General features: G+C 36.0%; 11 protein-coding genes. 5 read left to right on the plus strand and 6 right to left on the minus strand.

The window, feature by feature from the left end; translation table 11 throughout:
• Positions 1 to 287 precede the first annotated feature (287 nt).
• The 5 genes from HGK31_RS00170 (at position 288) to HGK31_RS00190 (ending at position 13,404) form a co-directional block, all read left to right on the plus strand.
• A complete protein-coding gene (locus tag HGK31_RS00170) occupies positions 288 to 5,456 on the plus strand; it encodes a T9SS sorting signal type C domain-containing protein (RefSeq protein ID WP_191858005.1) in 5,169 nt (1,722 codons plus the stop codon).
• Positions 5,457 to 5,687: 231 nt separating this feature from the next.
• A complete protein-coding gene (locus HGK31_RS00175; RefSeq protein WP_191858006.1) occupies positions 5,688 to 10,172 on the plus strand; it encodes an Ig-like domain-containing protein in 4,485 nt (1,494 codons plus the stop codon).
• Positions 10,173 to 10,551: 379 nt separating this feature from the next.
• Complete coding sequence (locus HGK31_RS00180) at positions 10,552 to 10,713, plus strand: DUF5522 domain-containing protein (RefSeq protein WP_191858007.1); 162 nt, start codon at positions 10,552 to 10,554, stop codon at positions 10,711 to 10,713.
• A gap of 137 nt (positions 10,714 to 10,850) precedes the next feature.
• Positions 10,851 to 12,845, plus strand: a complete 1,995-nt coding sequence (locus tag HGK31_RS00185; protein WP_191858008.1) for a urocanate hydratase — start codon at positions 10,851 to 10,853, stop codon at positions 12,843 to 12,845.
• Between the two features lie 19 nt (positions 12,846 to 12,864).
• Positions 12,865 to 13,404, plus strand: a complete 540-nt coding sequence (locus HGK31_RS00190; RefSeq protein WP_104734589.1) for a DUF4136 domain-containing protein — start codon at positions 12,865 to 12,867, stop codon at positions 13,402 to 13,404.
• Positions 13,405 to 13,468: 64 nt separating this feature from the next.
• On the opposite strand, the gene HGK31_RS00195 is transcribed toward HGK31_RS00190, so the two are convergent.
• The 6 genes from HGK31_RS00195 to HGK31_RS00220 form a co-directional block, all read right to left on the minus strand.
• Positions 13,469 to 13,819 (minus strand): hypothetical protein, encoded by a 351-nt coding sequence (locus tag HGK31_RS00195; RefSeq protein ID WP_191858009.1) that lies wholly within the window; start codon positions 13,817 to 13,819, stop codon positions 13,469 to 13,471.
• A gap of 130 nt (positions 13,820 to 13,949) precedes the next feature.
• A complete protein-coding gene (locus HGK31_RS00200) occupies positions 13,950 to 15,011 on the minus strand; it encodes a bestrophin family protein (RefSeq protein ID WP_191858010.1) in 1,062 nt (353 codons plus the stop codon).
• A gap of 42 nt (positions 15,012 to 15,053) precedes the next feature.
• Entirely contained in the window at positions 15,054 to 17,132 is a 2,079-nt protein-coding gene (locus tag HGK31_RS00205) for an alpha-ketoacid dehydrogenase subunit alpha/beta (RefSeq protein ID WP_191858011.1), read from the minus strand.
• A complete protein-coding gene (locus HGK31_RS00210; protein ID WP_233450932.1) occupies positions 17,129 to 18,475 on the minus strand; it encodes a dihydrolipoamide acetyltransferase family protein in 1,347 nt (448 codons plus the stop codon). Before HGK31_RS00210 ends, HGK31_RS00205 begins: the two co-directional genes overlap by 4 nt.
• Before the next feature lie 71 nt (positions 18,476 to 18,546).
• On the minus strand, positions 18,547 to 19,143 hold the full coding sequence (locus HGK31_RS00215) for an acyltransferase (protein WP_191858012.1): 597 nt from the start codon (positions 19,141 to 19,143) through the stop codon (positions 18,547 to 18,549).
• A complete protein-coding gene (locus HGK31_RS00220; RefSeq protein WP_191858013.1) occupies positions 19,143 to 19,895 on the minus strand; it encodes an enoyl-CoA hydratase/isomerase family protein in 753 nt (250 codons plus the stop codon). Before HGK31_RS00220 ends, HGK31_RS00215 begins: the two co-directional genes overlap by 1 nt.
• Between the last annotated feature and the right edge of the window lie 46 nt (positions 19,896 to 19,941).

A 19,941-nucleotide genomic window follows, 5' to 3' on the forward strand; every position in this document is an offset into this window, starting at 1 on the left:
ATCGATTTTGGTACTCAATATTATTTTTCTTAACTTAAGAATGATATTTTTATGTTAATAATTTTTAAAAAAAACACGTTTCTAAAGTTAATTATTTATTACTAAATTCTTAATTTTCAACACTTTTAATAAAAAGATTGCTGTTTCTTTTAAAATTTAAGATTTTCCCCAAAAATCTACATAGGTCTTGACCCATTTTGTTATTTAAACATGATACAATTTCGTATTATGTTTTGAATTAATTTTTAGCAACCTAAAAACGATATCCGTTTTTTAATCATAACATAATGAGGCACCTATACAAGCTTATTTCGTTTTCAAAAAACAATTTATTATTCAATTTTACTTTAGCGTCAGTTTTCATTTTACTATTTTCAATAAATGGTTATGGACAAGGTGCTACTTGTGCTACTGCAGAGTCATTGCCTATTGGTTCATGTGACATAAACACAACTATTTCAGATGCTACTCTAGAAGCAGGGACTCCAACAACAACTTGTGCAACAAACTTTAATAGAGAAGGCTGGTACACTTTCACGGTAACAGGAGGGCCTCTAGACGTAACCATTGAGGGTATTCAAAATGCAGCTTCAACTAGAAACCTTGTTCTACAAGTTTTATCTGGTACTTGCGGTGCTTTATCACAGGTTACTGGTGGTTGTCGAAATGCAACAGGAAATGGAGGTGCTGAAACCCTCAGTCTCACTAATTTAGCAAATGGAACATATTTTTTAAGAGTGGTCAACTCAAGAAACAATGCAGTAATGGACATGGATAGCATTTGTATTACTTCGCCATGTAACGCACCCACTGTTACTGCAGCAACAGCAATAACCAATTCAACAGCAACCATTAACTGGACTGCGGCTAGCCCTGCGCCTAGTAATGGTTATCAATATGTAGTGTCCACATCTAATACAACACCAGCTGGTGCTGGAACACCTGACGCTGGATCACCTGCAAATGTGACTGGTTTAACTGCTGGAACTACATATTATGTATTTGTAAGAAGTGATTGTGGTAGTGGCTTCAGCTCATGGTCTGGCCCAGTATCCTTTACAACCACTTCAGGCCCTGCTAACGATGAACCATGTGGTGCAACCAATTTAACTGGAGGAGCTACTTGTACTGTAACCAATGATACAACTGTTGGAGCAACATATACAACTGGAATTCCAAATCCTGGCTGTGGTTTTTACCAGAGTACTGAACCAGATTTATGGTTTACTACAACGGTTAGTGCATCTGGCGCCTTACAAATTGACGCCTTTGATATTGGGGTGATGGATCCAGTAATAGCAGCTTATTCAGCTACTAGTTGCTCTGGACCTTTTACACTTATTGATTGTGATGACGATGGTGGCAATCTATTGGATTCTCAATTAGTCTTGACAGGGCGCACTCCTGGTGAAGTGATTTATATTCGTGTTTGGGAATATCAAGGAAACAATAATGGTCCTTTTGATATTTGTGTAACGAATCTTGTTGACCCATGTTCTTCAATTACCAACATTCCTGCTTGTGGTTCTACTACAATTAACGCAACTATTGCCTCTGGAAATGGATTATTCAACGATTCCTGCTTTGGCACACCTGGTGATGAACAAATCTATTCTTTTACACCAAGTGTTACTGGAAATTACAACATTACGCAAATATCATCAAATGTTGGTCATGTTAATTATGGTTACAACACAACATGTGGCCCTTCTGGTTGGACTTGTATCGATGATATGACTACTAATGGCGATACTAGTTTTTTCAATTTTACTGCCGGAACAACATACTATATTATGTTAGACACAGAAGACTCCACAGGAGGCACTGTGAGTTTTACACTAAACTGTCCACCACCTGTTCCACCAAATGATGTTTGCACCACATCTACAACTTTAAATTGTGGAGATGCTGACGTTCCAGGTACAACTAACGGATCTACTAACGTAGCCCACGGTACTGGATGCGGTTCTATTAGTAATTATGGTGTATGGTACACTTTTATTGGTGACGGTAATCAAACCACTATTTTCACAGATGCTGACCCTGGTTTTGATCACGAAATGGCTATAGTTTCTGGTAATTGTGGAACATTAACAAACATTGCCTGTGTTAATGCAAGCGGTGCTGGAGGAACAGAATCTTATACCTTTATTACAACTAACAGCACTCGTTATTTTGTTTATATTGCTGACGATGTCAATGGCTCAACCGATACTGGAAATTTCACTATTTCAAGAAGTTGCACACCAGTTACTCCACCACCTAATGATGACTGTCCTGGCGCTATAGATCTTACTGTTAATGCTAGTTGTGTACCAACTTCTGCTACCAATGAATTCGCAAGTAACTCTACTGGTGTTGCTAACCCTTCATGTGCCAACTATCAAGGAGGTGATGTTTGGTTTACAGTAACAGTGCCTCCAAGCCCAGGCAACTCAATCACAATAGATACTCAAGCGGGTGGTATTACTGATACTGGTATGGCGGTTTACACTGGAACCTGTGCAGGTGGTTTAACAGAAATTGCATGTGATGATGACAGTGGTTCAGGTGCTATGTCAAACATTACACTTAATAATGCCAATGATGGAATAACAACTGGACAAGTTTTATATATTAGAGTATGGGAATATGGTAACAACAATTTTGGCTCCTTTGGTATTTGCGTAACTGCCCCTACTCCTTTTAATTTTGATGTTGAAATTTGCCAAGGTGATCCTAGTCAAGCAATGGCTACTGATTTATTTTGTTTTGATGGTGGTACAAACCCTCCCTCTATTACAGGCACTATAGGTTCAGGTAGTTTTCAAACATTTAGCCAACCTTGGTTTACGGTTAGTACAGACCCTTGTCAGTTTTCTACAACCTTATTTAGAAGATATGATGTACAAACGTTTACAGTATCAGCTGATGCTACCTATGTGTTTTCAATAGTTCCCTCTGGCACAACCATTGGCGATACTATGGGATACATTTATGACACATCTGGAACAACTGTTCCTGGTACTTGTGGCACTGGGTTTATAGCAGGTGATGATGATAGTGGGCCTGGTTTACTATCCGAAATAACAGCATTTTTACAAACTGGTGTCACATATGCGCTTGTTACGACAAACGCATTGGGTGGAAGTACAGATGCTGGAACCTACGAATGGGAAACAGGCTCTGTCGCTACATCAGCGGAGTGGTTTGATGTACAAACTGGTGGAACAGCAATTGGATCTGGTTCTTATTTTGACCCAGTAACTTCTGGTTATTTTGCCGATACTGAAACGCCAGGTACTTATTCATTCTGGGTGGGATGTCCTAACAGCACAGACCCTAGGATAGAAACGTTCTACACAATAAACCCTAGACCAGCAGGTGTTATTTCAGGTACTAGTACGGGTGCCTGCGGTTCCTATGAAATCACAATTACCATTAATGACCCTTCTGCTACGCAATGGGACATAGAATATTCAACTGATGGAGGTACAACTACAACAGCTGTATATGGTATAAGTTCACCTTACACCTTTACAGCAACAGAACCAGTTGGAACAACCTATACATTAGAATCTATTTTAAATTACTCTGGTTTCTGTTATGCGGATCCGGCTGATATGACTGGTAGTGCCACTGTTACTTCTGCTGCTAAAACGTGGAATGGTACAGTAAGTACTGCATGGACGAATCCTAACAATTGGTCTCCTAGTGGCGTACCAACCTTATCTGACTGTGTTATTATTCCTAATGCAGGAGCCAATTTTGACCCTATAATTGATGGTACTAACGACAATGCTCAAGCTGGTTCATTAACTGTACAAAATGGTGGCTACTTATTAGTGTTAGCAGGTGGAACCATCACTGTGCAAAATGAAGTAACTGTTGTAGGTGGTGGAACATTTGAATTGGAAGGTGCAAATGGAGGAGCAGGTGGTTCATCATCAAGTATAAGTGCTAATTTAATTCAGATAAGCGATTCAGCTGTAAACTCCGGGGTAATCACTCAAGACAGAGCGACTTATGTACGTATTCAAGATTATGCCTACTGGTCTTCACCTGTAGAAAATTATAATAGTTCTTCTATTTCAGGTACACAATATATTTATGAGTGGATTCCTACCATTTATGTAAATGCCTCAACCCAATTTGGAAATTGGAGCTCTGCAACCAATACTATTATGGAGGCTGGAAAAGGCTATATTGTGCGTGGTCCTAGTGGTAATGGTAACACTAATGACCAAGCCGAATGGAATATGATAACATTCAATGGCACACCTCATAATGGTGTTTATCAGTCAACAATAGAGCGTGGCGATTATACAGGAGGACCTAATGCAGGAAATGGTGGGCCTGGAGGCGATCAATACACTAATCAAGATGATAATTGGAACTTATTAGGTAATCCTTATCCGTCAAATTTAGATGCTGATGCTTTTTTACTTGAAAATGCTGTAAATAACACGAGAATCGATGGAGTTGTTTATTTATGGACACATGGCACAAAAATAAGACGTGGTAACAGTCCGTTTTTTGGTGATTATACCTTAAGCTATGATGAAGCAGATTATTTAGCTTATAACTATACAGGTTCAACTGGTGGGTTTAATGGCATTATCGGTTCAGGACAAGGTTTCTTCGTTTTTATGGAAGATAGTTACGGAACAGCTAATGGAAATTTATTTGAAGGTACTGCAACCTTCAATAACAGTATGAGATTAGGTACAGATGAACAATTTTTCAGAGAATCAAATTCATCGAGAAGGCCTTCAGAGCTTGAACGCCATAGGATATGGTTGGGTCTAGTACAACCTTCTAACAATGTAAGCACCATTTTAACTGGATATATTGAAGGTGCCACCATGGGTAAAGATCGCTTATTTGATGCAGGGTTAATGAGTGGTAGCAGTAGAAAACTATACACTCTAATTGATAATGACGATAGAAAGTATGTTATTCAAGGTAGAGCTTTACCTTTTGATGATTCTGACATTATCCCGTTAGGAGTCATCATTGATCAAGAAGGTGAATACGCTATTTATCTAGAAGATGTTGATGGAATTTTTAACATGGATGCAACGCAAGATATTTTTATTGAAGACGTCGCACTAGGAACAATTCATAACCTTAAAGAATCTCCTTATTTCTTTACCCCTACAGAAATGGGCGAATTCAATGATCGTTTTAGAATTAGATTTACAAGTAATTCTCTCGGAGTTGATGAGTTTAGTACAGATTCTAATATTACGATTATGGCACCCAACAGTGAATACGTAAAAATAAATACAACATTTGATGTTATTGATTCTGTGGTGGTTTATGATATTTTAGGCCGTAATCTCATGAGTTTTGATAAAGTCAATGAGCAAGAACTCATTATTGAGAATACTGTTTTGAGTGATGGTGTCCTAATGGTGAAAGTAACTTTAGCAAATGGCGCTCAAAAAATTCAAAAAGTAGTATTAAGAGATTGATATCCTGATTAATCCTCAAAATCCCTCAAAAAGGTCTTGGTATATTCAAGGCCTTTTTTTATTAACATAAACACCTGAATATCAAATCAAACAGTGTTTTAAATGAAATTTAAGTCGTTCATCGATTTTGATTTTAAATTGATCTTAAATTCCCTAAACTTGTTAACAAAATTAGCTTAAATACTTAATTTTTAGTATTTTAACTATAGCTATTATCAAATTCAGGATGTTATGAAGAAAATTACTTTTAATATTAGATGGGTAATTCCGTTTAATTCAAAACAACCAACCAAAAACTTAAAGCATCTTTCAATTATATTACTTGTTTTTTGCTTTTTCAATCAAAATACCTTTGCCCAAATCTTTACTGAAGATTTTGAAGCAGCTTCATCGACTGCCCCAATACAAGCTGAACATGAATTGAGTGCAACTGCTTACTTGAATTGGGAGAGCGCTCAATTTACTGCACAAACAAATGACAATTATTGGTGGATTTTTGATAATACTAGGTGTAATGTTATAACTGGTAATTATTCAATGGCTGTTAGCCAAAATAATCCTGTAACTTCTGGTGCTTTACCACAATATGCTACTAATAGAAGAGCATATACTTTAGGCTATCATACTGTTGCTATCGATGCAACAAACTATATGAATATTACATTAGATTTTAATTGGATTGCTGGAGGTGAAGCAGGAGAAGATTATGGAAATGTTGTTTATTCTACTGATGGAGGAAATACATGGTTTACAATTCCAGGAGATTACTTGAATCAAAATACTACACAATCGGTTACAAATTTAGACTTATCTGTTGTTGATGGGCAAATTTTTCATTTAGGATTTAGTTGGATTACAGATAATAATGGCGGTGATAATCTTGGATTTGTAGTTGATGATATTGTGGTGAATGGAACGCTTTTAACTCCTTGTACTACCCCCAATCAACCAACAACTTTATCCTTAACACCAACTGGTGATACCATAAATGGATCTTTTAACGTTCCAGGTGCCAACCAGCCTGATAATTATTTAGTGGTAATTAGCACCTCTGCTACAGCACCTACTCCTACTAATGGAACAGTCTACAATATTGGAGATACTATAGGGGCTGGATATACTGTAGTTGACAATGATTCAGATACTCTTTTTACAGCAACTGGTTTAAATCCCTCCACAACCTATTACATTTATATATTTTCATTTAATACAGGTTGTTTAGGAGAACCAACCTATAATGCTACAAATCCATTGACAGGTTCAACAACAACAACAAACTCTACATATTGTACACCAGCCACAAGTAATAATGTCAACACACGTTACATCAATGATGTTGAATTTATTGGAACGTTAAATGATATTACTAATAATGGAAATGGATCATCATCTACTTCTAATGGTTATTCTGACTACACAGGGTTGACTAATTGCATTCAGGCTCAAGGTGAAGGAGTAAATATTTATGTTGGCAGCAATTCTGGAAGAGGTCATTTTAAGGCTTGGGTTGATTGGAATAAAGACGGTATATTCAACAATGATGCTTCTGAAATAGTATATGATTCCGCAGGAATAGCCACTTCAACAACAACATTTGGCTTTGTAATTCCAGCTGGTCAACAAATTGGCGATTACCGAATAAGAATCCGCTTTTTTAACAGCTTTCGTTCTCAAGGTCCAAATGTTTATGAATATTATGCTTATGATTTCAACGCTTGTGAAACATTCTCAACACTTGCATATGCAGGTAGAACTTATACTGCATATGGAGAAGCAGAAGATTATTTATTTACAGTAGTTCAAAGTTGCCCAGCTAAAATCACTAGTCTTACTGAAGGCACAACTTGTGGTCCAGGTTCAGTAACCCTGTCTGTTACAGGTTCTGCTGGTGTAACAGGCTTTAACTGGTATGACTCTGAAACGGGCGGTAATTTAATAACCACCACTAATAGTGGTAATTTTACACCTATAGTATCTCAAACAACAACTTATTGGGTAACTGCTACTAATGGAAGTTGTGAGTCACTTGTAAGAACAAAAATTGTTGCAACCGTTAATCCTGTCTCCGAGCTAACTATTAATTCGGCAAATAGTATTTGTGGAGAAGATAACATCATTGAAATTTCTGCAACTGGCGATACTGAGCTAGCCTATTTAATAGATGAAGATTTTGAAGGCGGTGGGTTAGGTGTTTTTACTGGAGTTAACTACGATCTAAACGGCACTGCAATTGACGATTTATCTGAATGGCAAAATGAGACAAGTACTTACGTTCCTTCAAATCTTGTATGGTTTCCTGCAATTTCATCTGGGTTTGGCACAAATAATTTTGCGATGTCAACATCAGACGTAAATCCAACTTATTACGTTGAAAATTCTTTAGAATCACCAACAGTTGACACCTCTAGCTTTAATGATTTAACGTTGGATTTTGACATGTATTTTTCTAGATATGTTTTTGACAATTCTAATCCGGGATTATATGAGTTTGTTTACATAGATGTTTCTACAGATGGCGGAACTAATTGGACGAATATTCAAGTGTATGACAATGATATTGGTTATGGTACTAGTTTTGAAAGTAGATCATTAGATTTGTCTGCCTATGTTGATGAGCCTAATTTTAAAATTAGAGTATATTATTTTGCAGCTTGGTGTGATGGTGTTGCAATAGATAATATTCAACTATATGGCACTAGAGACTTGATACCTTCTTTTACTTGGACTAGCGCGACAACTATAGATGCCTATACAAACCCAGCTGCAACAATACCTTATGTTTCAGGCACAGCTACTTTAGGTACTATTTACATCAAACCCTCAATCACTCAATTGGAAGATCCTAATTTCACTTTTACTGCTAATGCCACTTTAACCAATGGGTGTATTATTAATAAAGACATAACCATTCAAAATAAAACTAAAGTATGGCAAGGATTGTCATCTAATTGGAATGACCCTAGTAACTGGAAACCTTCTGGTATTCCAGATAATACCAATTGTGTAATCATACCTGATAAACCCATTGACCCAATAATAACAAGTGGTATTGATGGTGATGCTTTTAGCCTATCGGTCAAAGATGATGCCTTATTAACAATTAACGCTGGTGCAACGCTAACGGTAGTTGATTTAGTGAATATTGACACACTTGGAGAAATTATTTTGGAAGGAATTAATGGTGCCGTTGATGGCAGTAGTTCTAGTGTTAGTGGTAGCCTAATTCAAGTAGATGATAGTGCCGTAAACACTGGTACAGGAAAATTAACACTCAATCGAAATACATTTGTTAGAAGTCGAGATTATGTATATTGGTCTTCTCCAGTTGAAAATTATGCAGTGACAAGCATACTAAATACACCTAATATTTTTAAATGGATTCCTACAATATTTGTTGATAGTGCAACCCAATTTGGAAACTGGACAGCTACAACAGAAAATATGTTAGCTGGTAAAGGATACATAGTAAGAGGTGGCCCAGAAGGAAATGGAACTAATGATACAGCAGCATGGAATACTGCTACTTTTGAAGGTGTTCCTAACAATGGTATTATCACAATTCCTATTTTAAGAGGTACCTGTATGGGTAATGGATGCGGAGGCACAGGTAATGGAGGAACCAATGGCACAGATTTCACTGAAGATGATGATAATTGGAATTTAGTAGGTAACCCATATCCTTCAGCTTTAAGTGCTCTTGAATTTTTACAAGAAAATTCCGAAGACAATGACCGAATTGAAGGAACCGTTTACTTATGGACGCACGGTACTAAAATTAGAAGAGGTAATAGTCCTTTCTTTGGCGAGTTTGTTTTTAATTATGATATTGACGACTATACCGAATTTAATTACACTGGCTCAACTGGTGGTTTTAATGGTTTTATTGGCTCTGGTCAAGGATTCTTCGTATTAATGGACGATGCTAGTCCTTCTGGAACAAATTTAGTTTTTAATAACAGTATGCGTGATAGATCTTACGAATCTGGAGTTCAGTTTTTTAGAAATTCTAGTGAAACAGCTAATAATAGAGAACGTCATAGAATTTGGTTAGATTTAATTCCACCGTCAAGAAATGTGAGCACTACACTTATAGGTTATGTTGATGGAGCCAGTAATACTAAAGATAAACTTTTTGATGCAAAGTTGATGAATGGCAGTACTAAAAAACTTTACTCTATAATAGAGGGAAGTGACAAAAAATTTAGTATTCAAGGCCGCGGATTACCTTTTGATCAAAATGACAAAATTAAACTAGGTATTATTTTAGAGGAAGAGGGTGAATACGCCATAAATATTCAAGAAATTGATGGCCTATTTGAAACCGAAAACCAAACCATCTTTTTAGAAGATTTAGAATTAGATATTGTGCATAATCTATCAATATCACCATATTTCTTTAATGCTTCTGAAATCGGTGAATTCACAAACCGTTTCCAAATAAGTTTCACAAATAACGCCCTATCAATTGATGAATTGGACAATGATTCTGGCATTAGTATTTCAGCACCAAACAATGAATATATAAAAGTGAAATCATATTTGGTGGCTATAAACAGTATTACAATTTATGATCTTTTAGGCAGAAAATTAGTTGATAAAAAACAATTAAATCGCAATGAATTAGAAATTCAAAATATTGCTAGAGGCAACGTATTTATGGTAAAAGTTACTTTGACCAATGGTAGCCAAAAAATTCAAAAAGTAGTCTTGAAATAATTTAAAAATTATAAATATCTAATAAATGAGAAAAAAGATCTTGATTTTAAATAATCAAGGTCTTTTTCATTTGTATAAGCTTCTCGTTCAAAGGAGATATTCTGGTATGCTAAACACCATTTCTTATATTGTAATAACCTAATAATAAATTCAATAAAATACCAGATAAAAAAGGGAATAATGAGCATTTCTAACTGTTGTTTTAGATGAATTCTTTCATGATTAACCAAAACATTATCTTTTTTACTACTCCGGTATTTCAAAAAAACGAATGGAAATACGGTTATCCCCAAATAACCGTTAGGCACTAAATATTTAGAAATTAAAATCATGCTTTATCACAATCAAAAATCTATCCAATTTACATTATCTTTGTAACATGAAAAAGATAATCCCTATTGAAAAGGGTGATTTTTATTGGACCCCTGAAGGTTATCGCTGTTTCACCGAGCAATACCACCTTAAGCGTGGTTATTGTTGCGAAAGCGGTTGTAGACATTGCCCTTATGGGTATAATATTAAAACGCAATCTCAAAAATAAACACCTCATCATTGGATATACTTTTAATGACATATCGCATAAAAGTTGCTAACACACACCATCGTGTTGATATTCGTTATCCTTAGTGCGAATCTAAAAATTCCGCATTTTTAGATTAATAATAAAACCATTACAAGATGACATTCCAAGAAGCTATATTACAAGGTATTCCAGATATATTACCTAAACCCAAAGTATTTGAACCCCAAATTAATCACGCACCAAAGCGTAAAGAAATTCTTTCTGATCAAGAAAAAAAACTTGCATTGCAAAATGCATTGCGATACTTTGAGCCTAAACATCATAAAATCTTATTACCAGAATTTAAATCAGAACTAGAACGCTACGGTAGAATTTACATGTATCGTTTTCGCCCTGATTATAAAATGTATGCTAGGCCAATTGATGATTATCCTGCAAAAAGCAAACAAGCCGCAGCAATCATGCTTATGATTCAAAACAATTTGGATTATGCGGTTGCACAACATCCTCACGAACTCATTACCTATGGCGGAAATGGAGCTGTGTTTTCTAACTGGGCACAATACTTATTGACCATGCAATACTTGGCAACCATGTCAGATGAACAGACTTTAGTTATGTATTCTGGGCATCCAATGGGCTTGTTTCCATCGCATAAAGACGCGCCACGAGTCGTGGTCACTAATGGCATGATGATTCCTAATTATTCCAAACCAGACGATTGGGAAAAATTTAATGCTCTTGGTGTTACTCAATATGGACAAATGACAGCAGGAAGCTATATGTATATTGGTCCGCAAGGTATTGTGCATGGTACTACAATCACTGTATTAAATGGCTTTAGGAAAATAAAGAAAGAACCTAAAGGTAATTTATTTGTAACGTCAGGATTAGGCGGCATGAGTGGCGCTCAACCAAAAGCTGGTAATATTGCTGGATGTATTACTGTTTGTGCCGAAGTTAACCCTAAAATAACACAAGTAAGATTAGACCAAGGTTGGATAGATGAAAAAATCACTAATCTAGATGAATTAGTAAACAGAGTCAACATTGCCAAAGAAAAAAATGAAACTGTTTCTATAGCATATTTAGGAAATGTGGTTGACGTATGGGAAAAATTTGACCAAGAAAATATCCATATTGATTTAGGAAGTGATCAAACATCACTTCACAATCCTTGGGCAGGCGGTTATTATCCTGTAGATATTTCGTTTGAAGATGCTAACGAAATGATGGCTAATAAACCTGAATTATTCAAAAATAAAGTACAAGAGACGTTACGCAGACATGCTGATGCTATAAATAAACACACAGCAAAAGGGACTTATTTCTTTGATTATGGAAATGCCTTTTTATTAGAGGCTTCACGTGCTGGTGCCAATGTGATGTCAGATAACCCAACCATAGGAAGAGAATTTAAATATCCTAGTTATGTACAGGACATTATGGGTCCTATGTGTTTTGATTACGGTTTTGGACCATTTCGCTGGGTTTGTGCTTCTGGGAAACCCGAAGATTTGGCCAAAACGGATGCAATAGCTTGCGAAGTTTTGGAAGACATTATGAAAAATTCTCCGCATGAAATTCAGCAACAAATGGCTGATAATATACAGTGGATAAAAGGTGCTCAAGAAAATAATTTGGTTGTTGGATCACAAGCCAGAATTCTATATGCAGACGCTGAAGGGCGAATGAAAATCGCTAATGCATTTAACGATGCTATTGCAAAAGGTGACATCGGTTATGTTGTTTTAGGTCGTGATCATCATGATGTTTCGGGTACAGACTCGCCATATAGAGAAACCAGTAATATATATGACGGCTCTCGATTTACTGCAGATATGGCTATACACAATGTTATTGGTGATAGTTTTAGAGGAGCCACTTGGGTCAGTATACACAATGGCGGTGGCGTTGGTTGGGGAGAAGTTATTAATGGAGGATTCGGCATGGTTCTTGATGGCACTAAAGATGCTGAAAGGCGTTTAAAATCAATGCTTTTCTGGGATGTTAATAATGGGATTTCTCGTCGTAGTTGGGCAAGAAATGAAGGTGCCATTTTTGCTATAAAGCGTGCTATGGAAGTTGAACCAAATTTAAAAGTAACTATCCCAAACATAGTAGATGATAATATACTAGACTCGTTATAACTAATTAAAAACAATTGCTATGAAAAAATTAATTTTTAAATCGCTACCGCTACTTATATTAGCACTAGCGTTCTCTTCTTGCAGCTCTGTGAAAGTGGTTGCAGATTATGATAAACAAGTAAACTTTAATGAATTTAAAACATTTGCTTTTTACAAACCTGGTATTGACAAAGCAGAAATTAGTGATTTAGATAAACGTAGAATTTTAAGAGCAATTGAGAGTGAATTAATTGCTAAAGGTTTTATTAAATCTGAAGATCCTGACTTACTGGTAAGTATTATAGCTTCATCTAGAGAAAAAATTGATGTTTATAATAATTTTTATGGAGCTGGCTGGGGCTGGGGCTGGAACCCTTATTTCTACGGAAACTATAACACAGTTTCTACATCAACGGAGGGTGTTCTATATATAGATTTAATAAATGCTAAAAACAAAGAACTTGTTTGGCAAGGACAGGGTATCGGTTATTTAAATGTATCAAGTAATATTGATAAAAAAGAAGCTAGAATTAAAGAGTTTGTAAAAACAATTTTAGAAAAATATCCACCTGAAATGTAATTTTTAAAATAAAAAAATAGCGGTCAATTGACCGCTATTTTTTTATCTATAAAGCAAATGTTATTTATTTCTTTTCTTCTTTTTCCAAAGACCTCATGTAAATTGCATATTGTTCTGGATTTAGAATAGCTTTAATTCTTGTATTAGTGTTATCCATAACAGCAGCTCTAGTTTTTTGACTAGATTCAATATTTTGACTTGTAGATCCAATTGCTGATAAATTACTTTCAGCATCAACTAATAACTTGAATATTTCTCTTTGCTGATCACCAGTTAAACCAACTAATTCATGAATTTCGTGAGTTTTTTGTTTAGCAATAGCTTCTGGACTTTGTTTCTTTTCTTGCGCATTTGAATTTTGCATTCCTACAAAAAACAAGGCAATAATACTAAATAATGTAATGTATCTTTTCATAATTATACTATATTAATTGTAATTTAAGAGGTTGAATATACAAAATATATCATTATATTTTTTAGAACTTATTCAATATTCCTTATACTACCTAAATATCGGTTTAATTACATTCAAACCCTTTAAAACCTTACATTTGAACGTCATGTTCTTCTGGAAATTGTTGAGGAATATCTTCTAAACTCTCATCTAGCATTTGTCTTAAATCAATTTCTATTCCTCTAGCTATTGTTGAAATTGGCACATCATTAGAAGTACCCTCAAATGGATTCTCACCTACTCTTGCCATACGCTCCATAATATGAAATGCCCAAGAAACCGCAGCACAAAATGGAATTCCTAACCAAATAAAGTTTTTACCAATATGCCAGAAGTCATCGACCATTGTAGCTCCAATTTCCGCAAATTCCGGAATTATTCCAAAAGGTAGTAGTAAAGCAAACAAACGAGTTAAATACAAAGCTAAACTGGCATATTGTCTGGGGTAAGGGAAGTTTTTTATACGTTCACTTTTGCCTTGATGCGTAAATAACTCTTCTAAAACATTCTCCAATTCTAGAAACGCAAACTCCCAAATAAGTCCCTTATCTTTTAACTCCTTAATATGTTTGGATTGTAAATAGAGGATTGCAGTTTGTTTATTAGATTTACTTAAAACATAAGCTTCCTCTTCAGGCGACAAATATAACATCAAGTTATCTTCTAAATCGGATACTCGCTCTGGAATATGAATCATTCTAGACCATTCCTGATTGGTTTTAGCGGTATGTTGCGTTTCCCAAGACTTCCGTTGTCGCATAGCGTATCGTAAAGCTGTCAGCCAAGCAATATGTCTATAAATGAGCGTTTTTTTATGTTCTTGAATTTCGGATTCAGGAACTATGACTTTACCAATAGGGTTGGAAACCATATCCTGAACTTTCATGCCCCAAGTACGTGAGGAGTTTACAATGGCTCCCCAAATTTTACGTGCTTCCCATATTCTGCCATAAGCCGAATTGTTCTGAAAACCAACCATAAAGGCTACAGCTGTACCAATTAAAGCAACTGGTGTCCATGGAACATTTAAAAATGTAAAATCAAAAACCCTATATAAAACAGTAATAAAACCTGCATAAAAAAAGTAAATAAGAGTTTCCCATCGTGACCATAATACGATGTCTTTTACGGAATAGCGTTTTTTAGTTAACATGTATCACACAATTTGTTCGAAGATACAGATTAAAGCTAGAAATTAATAATTCAATAAATCTTCTATTTTCTTTTTCACTTTTTCAGTAGAAGGAATCATGGTTTGTTCTAGAGTTGAATTTAACGGAATTGCAGGCATATTTTCACTCCCAATAGTCATAACAGGTGCATCTAAATACTGAAAGCATTCTTCCTGAATTTTTCCAGCTAAAGCTCTTGCAAAGCTATTATTTGAAGGCTCTTCAGTAACTACTAAACATTTACCGGTTTTCTTAACCGATTTCATTATAGTTTCTTCATCTAATGGGAAAAGCGTTCGTAAATCAATAATCTCAATTTGATCACGCATATCTAATTCACCAGAGGCATTATAAGCCCAATGAACGCCCATTCCATAGGTCACTACGGTTAAGGTTTCAACATCCTCTTGCTTCCAAATTTCTTGTAAAACCCAGGCCTTTCCAAAAGGCAATACATAATCCTCTGAAGGCTCCACAGATGTTGCTGTTAAGGTTCCTGGTACTTTTGACCAATATAAACCTTTGTGCTCTAAAATTATCACAGGATTTGGATCGTGATAAGCAGCTTTTATCAAACCTTTTAAATCCGCTCCATTACTTGGATAGGCTATTTTAATGCCTCGAATGTTAGTAATAACACTTTCTACCGAAGATGAATGATAAGGGCCTCCACTTCCGTATGCTCCAATGGGTACTCTTAAAATCATACTAACTGGCCATTTCCCATTAGACAAATAGCAACTGCGGCTCACTTCTGTGAATAATTGATTGAGTCCTGGCCAAATATAATCGGCAAACTGAACCTCAACAATGGGTTTTAGTCCTACAGCACTCATACCCACTGTTGACCCAACGATAAACGCTTCTTGGATTGGTGTGTTGAATACACGATCGTCGCCAAATTTTTGAGCCAAGGTTGCCGCTTCACGAAAAACACCACCAAGCCTTCCACCTACATCCTGCCCATACAGCAAACACGTTTTGTCTTCTTTCATGAGCTCCTCCACCGCAAATAAAGCACAATCTACCATTACCACTTTATCTGCACCTTCTGGCGAACGCTCTCCTTTTTCTTCAGTAATTGGAGTTGGTACAAAATCATTTGTAAATAAATCTTCTGGTTTTGGATCTTCAGCTTTTAAGGCTTTTTTGAAATCGGCCTCAACTTTTTTCTTCGCTTTAACCTCTAAATCCTTGACTTCTTTTTCTGTAAAACCATTATCCACTAATTGTTTTTTCAAAACCGGATAAGGATCTCTTGAACGTGCTTCATCTAAATCGTCACGATACCACTCCATTCTAACTCCAGATGTATGGTGATTTAAAAGTGGAACTCGAGCATGCACTAAAAAGGGTCGTCTTTCTTTTCTGATTTTTGCGATTACCTTTTCTAGGGCATCATAGCTCTCCATAAAATTAGCACCATCAATACTTATGGCTTCCAAACCATTGAAACCTTGTGCATATTCATATGCATTTTGTGCTCTAGTTTCTTCAGCATTTGCAGAAATATCCCAACCGTTATCTTGAACTAAATACAGAATTGGCATTTGTTTTAAAGCTGCCATTTGAAAGGCTTCAGCGATTTCGCCTTCAGTAACTGAAGCATCACCTAAAGAGCAAACCGTAATTGGCTTAATATCTCTCGATTGCGCTCGAGATGACATATCTAAAACAGTGTTCTCTAAATTTTGCTTTTCTAAATATTGCATACCCATGGCAACTCCTGTGGCAGGAATAGCCTGCATACCTGTTGCAGAAGATTGATGCGGAACTTTAGGTTTATCATCATCTTTTAAACTTGGGTGCGAATAATAGGTTCTACCACCTGAAAATGGGTCATTTTTTTTAGCTAATAACTGAAGCATTAAATCATAAGGTTGCATACCAAATGCTAAAAGCATAGCATCATCACGATAATATGGAAACGCATAATCTTGAGGTAACAATTGCAAACCTAAAGCCGTTTGAATGGCTTCATGACCTCGAGATGTAGCATGCACATATTTTGAAACCTGTTTAAAATTTGCTTCGTATAGTTCAGCCATAGATTTGGCTGTACATAAATTTAAAAATCCTTTTTTTAAAATTTCTTTTTTCATATCGTTCTTTCCACATCAAATTGTTCAAAATAATCAGCAACTCGACGTACAAAACTGCCGCCTAAAAAGCCATCAACAACACGATGGTCAAAAGATAAAGACAAATACATCATACTACGTATAGCGATGTCGTCACCATTTTCTGTTTCAATGACTTCTGGCCTTTTCTTTATTATTCCTAACGCTAGAATGGCCACTTCCGGCTGATTTATTATAGGTGTTCCCATAACACTCCCAAAAGTTCCCACATTTGAAATGGTGAAAGAACTTCCTTGGATATCATCTGCTTTTAAATTGTTTTCTCTTGCTTTCTCGGCTAGCGCGTTAACATCAGTTGCCAGTGATACTAAATCTTTGGTATCGGCATTTTTTACTACTGGTACAATTAGATTTCCACTAGGAAGTGCGGTAGCCATACCAATATTAATATCGTCTTTCACAATAATGTTTTTACCATCAACCGACGCATTAATATTTGGGAAGTCTTTAACAGCTTTAGCGACAGCTTCTACAAATAGAGGTGTGAATGTTAATCGCTCGCCATACTTCTCTTCAAATGCTTTTTTGTTGGCATTTCGCCATTTTACCATGTTTGTCAAATCGGCTTCAACATATGCCGTAACATGAGGTGAGGTGTGTTTTGAATACACCATATGATCTGCAATCATTTGGCGCATACGATCCATTTCTATGACTTTACCTTTCCCTTTGTCAAAAGTTAATTGTGGAATACGGTAAGCCGTTGGATCTTTCGTAACAGGCTGGGCAAACTTAAATGGTCGCCCTTCTTCTATATACTGGAATACATCGCTTTTTCGCAATCGCCCTTCTTTACCTGTTGCTGGAATTCTAGCTAATTCTTCAAAACTGATATGGTGTTTTTTTGCAATAGAAACGACTAATGGTGAAAAAAACTGATTTGAATTTGATACAGAAAATGACTGTGCTTGAGATTCCTCAACTGCGTCTGGAATAATTTGACGCTTCTTTTTAGTTTTTTGTTTTTGTGAGGCCTCAACTGCGCTCGACGTGACAGCAGATTTATTTGATGCCTTTTTTGAAGTTGACACGTTACCATCAGTTTTAATAATGGCAATGGTCTCTCCTATTTTAATAACATCGTTTGCTTTAAAACGTATTTCTTCAACAACACCTGAAACCGTAGATGGCACTTCAGAGTCAACTTTATCTGTAGCCACCTCTAAGAGCATTTCATCTTGTTCAATGGTATCACCCACGTTCTTAAACCACGTAATAATGGCTGCTTCTGTTATACTTTCACCCAGTTTGGGCATTTTAAATTCATAACTTCCTGCGTAGGCAGAAATCTGTTTATCTTTCATTTCTAAACTTGTTATCGTTTAAACTCGAGTTCTTTTATTTTGGATTCCTGCCTTCGCAGGAATGACAAATTTTATTTCTTCATAAAATCACGAAGTGTATCGTAAATACCTTCTTGTATTTTCATTTTCGCTGGAACCTCTCTTAATGGTTCTACCTCCTTTAAACTTTCATGGCAATCTTTTGGTAATTGTTGATAGAGTTGCGTGCCTTTGGTTTTCCATGCTAACATCTCATCACTAACTTGTTTTAAAACTTTTGCTGGATTACCTACTACTAAACTCCGATTTGGAATTTTGGTTTCAGCTTTTATAAAAGCCATAGCACCAACTATACTTTCATCACCAATTTCGGCATCATCCATAATAACAGTGTTCATGCCTATTAAACAATTTTTACCCAAGTTTGCTCCATGAATAATTGCACCATGACCTACATGAGCACTCTCTTTTAGCGTTATTGATTTACCAGGAAACATATGGACTGTGCAATTTTCTTGAACATTAACACCATCTTCTAAAATGATTTGTCCCCAATCACCTCGAATAGCCGCTCCTGGACCTATGTAGCAGTTTTTACCAATAATTACATTCCCAGTAACAGCAGCTAAAGGATGTACGAAACTGCTTTCGTGAACCACTGGAGTAAAGCCTTTGAAACTGTAAATCATTATTTAAATCCTTTTAACTTTTCTTTTGTAAAATCGCTTAACACCAATCTACCACTTGTCTGCGCACGTTCTGCCAATAGTTCATCCCAATGGTCTGTGCCTTTCCAAAACACTTTTTTCATCTCCATCATGGCTTCTGTATTATAGGTACATAAATGTTCTGCTGTTGCTTTTACGGCTTCGTCTAACGCTTCTGTACTCTCATAGACATGTGTAAATAAACCTTTTTGTTTAGCCCATTCTGCTGGATAAAACGAATTGGCATCTATAGCAATTTGAGACATGGCACTTAATCCCATTTTACGCTCAATGGCTGGTCCGACAACAAATGGTCCAATACCAATATTCAATTCACTTAACTTAATTGCAGCAAATTTAGTTCCCATACAATAATCGGTTGAAGCTGCTAAACCTACTCCACCACCAACTGTTTTACCCTGAATACGACCAATAATAAATTTGGGACATTTACGCATGGCGTTTATCACATTTGCAAACCCAGAAAAGAAAACTTTTCCAGTTGCCGCATCATTAATATTTATAAGCTCTTTAAAACTAGCGCCAGCACAGAAGGTTCGGTCTCCTCCACTTTTTAGAACAATAACTTTAATAGCATCGTTATGTCCAGCATCAGTAATAGTTTGTGCTAATTTTGCCAACACATCTCCTGGCAATGAGTTATGAGCAGGATGAAAAAATTCAATATAGCCTACTTCATTTTCTATTTCTAACTTAACATAAGGGTCACTCATATTGTTTTATTTTATCTTTTTGTGAGACCTCTCGACTGCGCTCGAG

The sequence above is a fragment of the Hanstruepera ponticola genome (genome assembly GCF_012931685.1).
Classification (GTDB): Bacteria; Bacteroidota; Bacteroidia; order Flavobacteriales; family Flavobacteriaceae; genus Hanstruepera; species Hanstruepera ponticola.

Excerpts from the sequence above, each read along its gene's own strand:
- HGK31_RS00170 (WP_191858005.1), top strand. The coding sequence starts at position 288 with ATGAGGCACCTATACAAGCTTATTTCGTTTTCAAAAAACAATTTATTA.
- HGK31_RS00175 (WP_191858006.1), top strand. The coding sequence starts at position 5,688 with ATGAAGAAAATTACTTTTAATATTAGATGGGTAATTCCGTTTAATTCA.
- HGK31_RS00180 (WP_191858007.1), top strand. The coding sequence starts at position 10,552 with ATGAAAAAGATAATCCCTATTGAAAAGGGTGATTTTTATTGGACCCCT.
- HGK31_RS00185 (WP_191858008.1), top strand. The coding sequence starts at position 10,851 with ATGACATTCCAAGAAGCTATATTACAAGGTATTCCAGATATATTACCT.
- HGK31_RS00190 (WP_104734589.1), top strand. The coding sequence starts at position 12,865 with ATGAAAAAATTAATTTTTAAATCGCTACCGCTACTTATATTAGCACTA.
- HGK31_RS00195 (WP_191858009.1), bottom strand. The coding sequence starts at position 13,819 with ATGAAAAGATACATTACATTATTTAGTATTATTGCCTTGTTTTTTGTA.
- HGK31_RS00200 (WP_191858010.1), bottom strand. The coding sequence starts at position 15,011 with ATGTTAACTAAAAAACGCTATTCCGTAAAAGACATCGTATTATGGTCA.
- HGK31_RS00205 (WP_191858011.1), bottom strand. The coding sequence starts at position 17,132 with ATGAAAAAAGAAATTTTAAAAAAAGGATTTTTAAATTTATGTACAGCC.
- HGK31_RS00210 (WP_233450932.1), bottom strand. The coding sequence starts at position 18,475 with ATGAAAGATAAACAGATTTCTGCCTACGCAGGAAGTTATGAATTTAAA.
- HGK31_RS00215 (WP_191858012.1), bottom strand. The coding sequence starts at position 19,143 with ATGATTTACAGTTTCAAAGGCTTTACTCCAGTGGTTCACGAAAGCAGT.
- HGK31_RS00220 (WP_191858013.1), bottom strand. The coding sequence starts at position 19,895 with ATGAGTGACCCTTATGTTAAGTTAGAAATAGAAAATGAAGTAGGCTAT.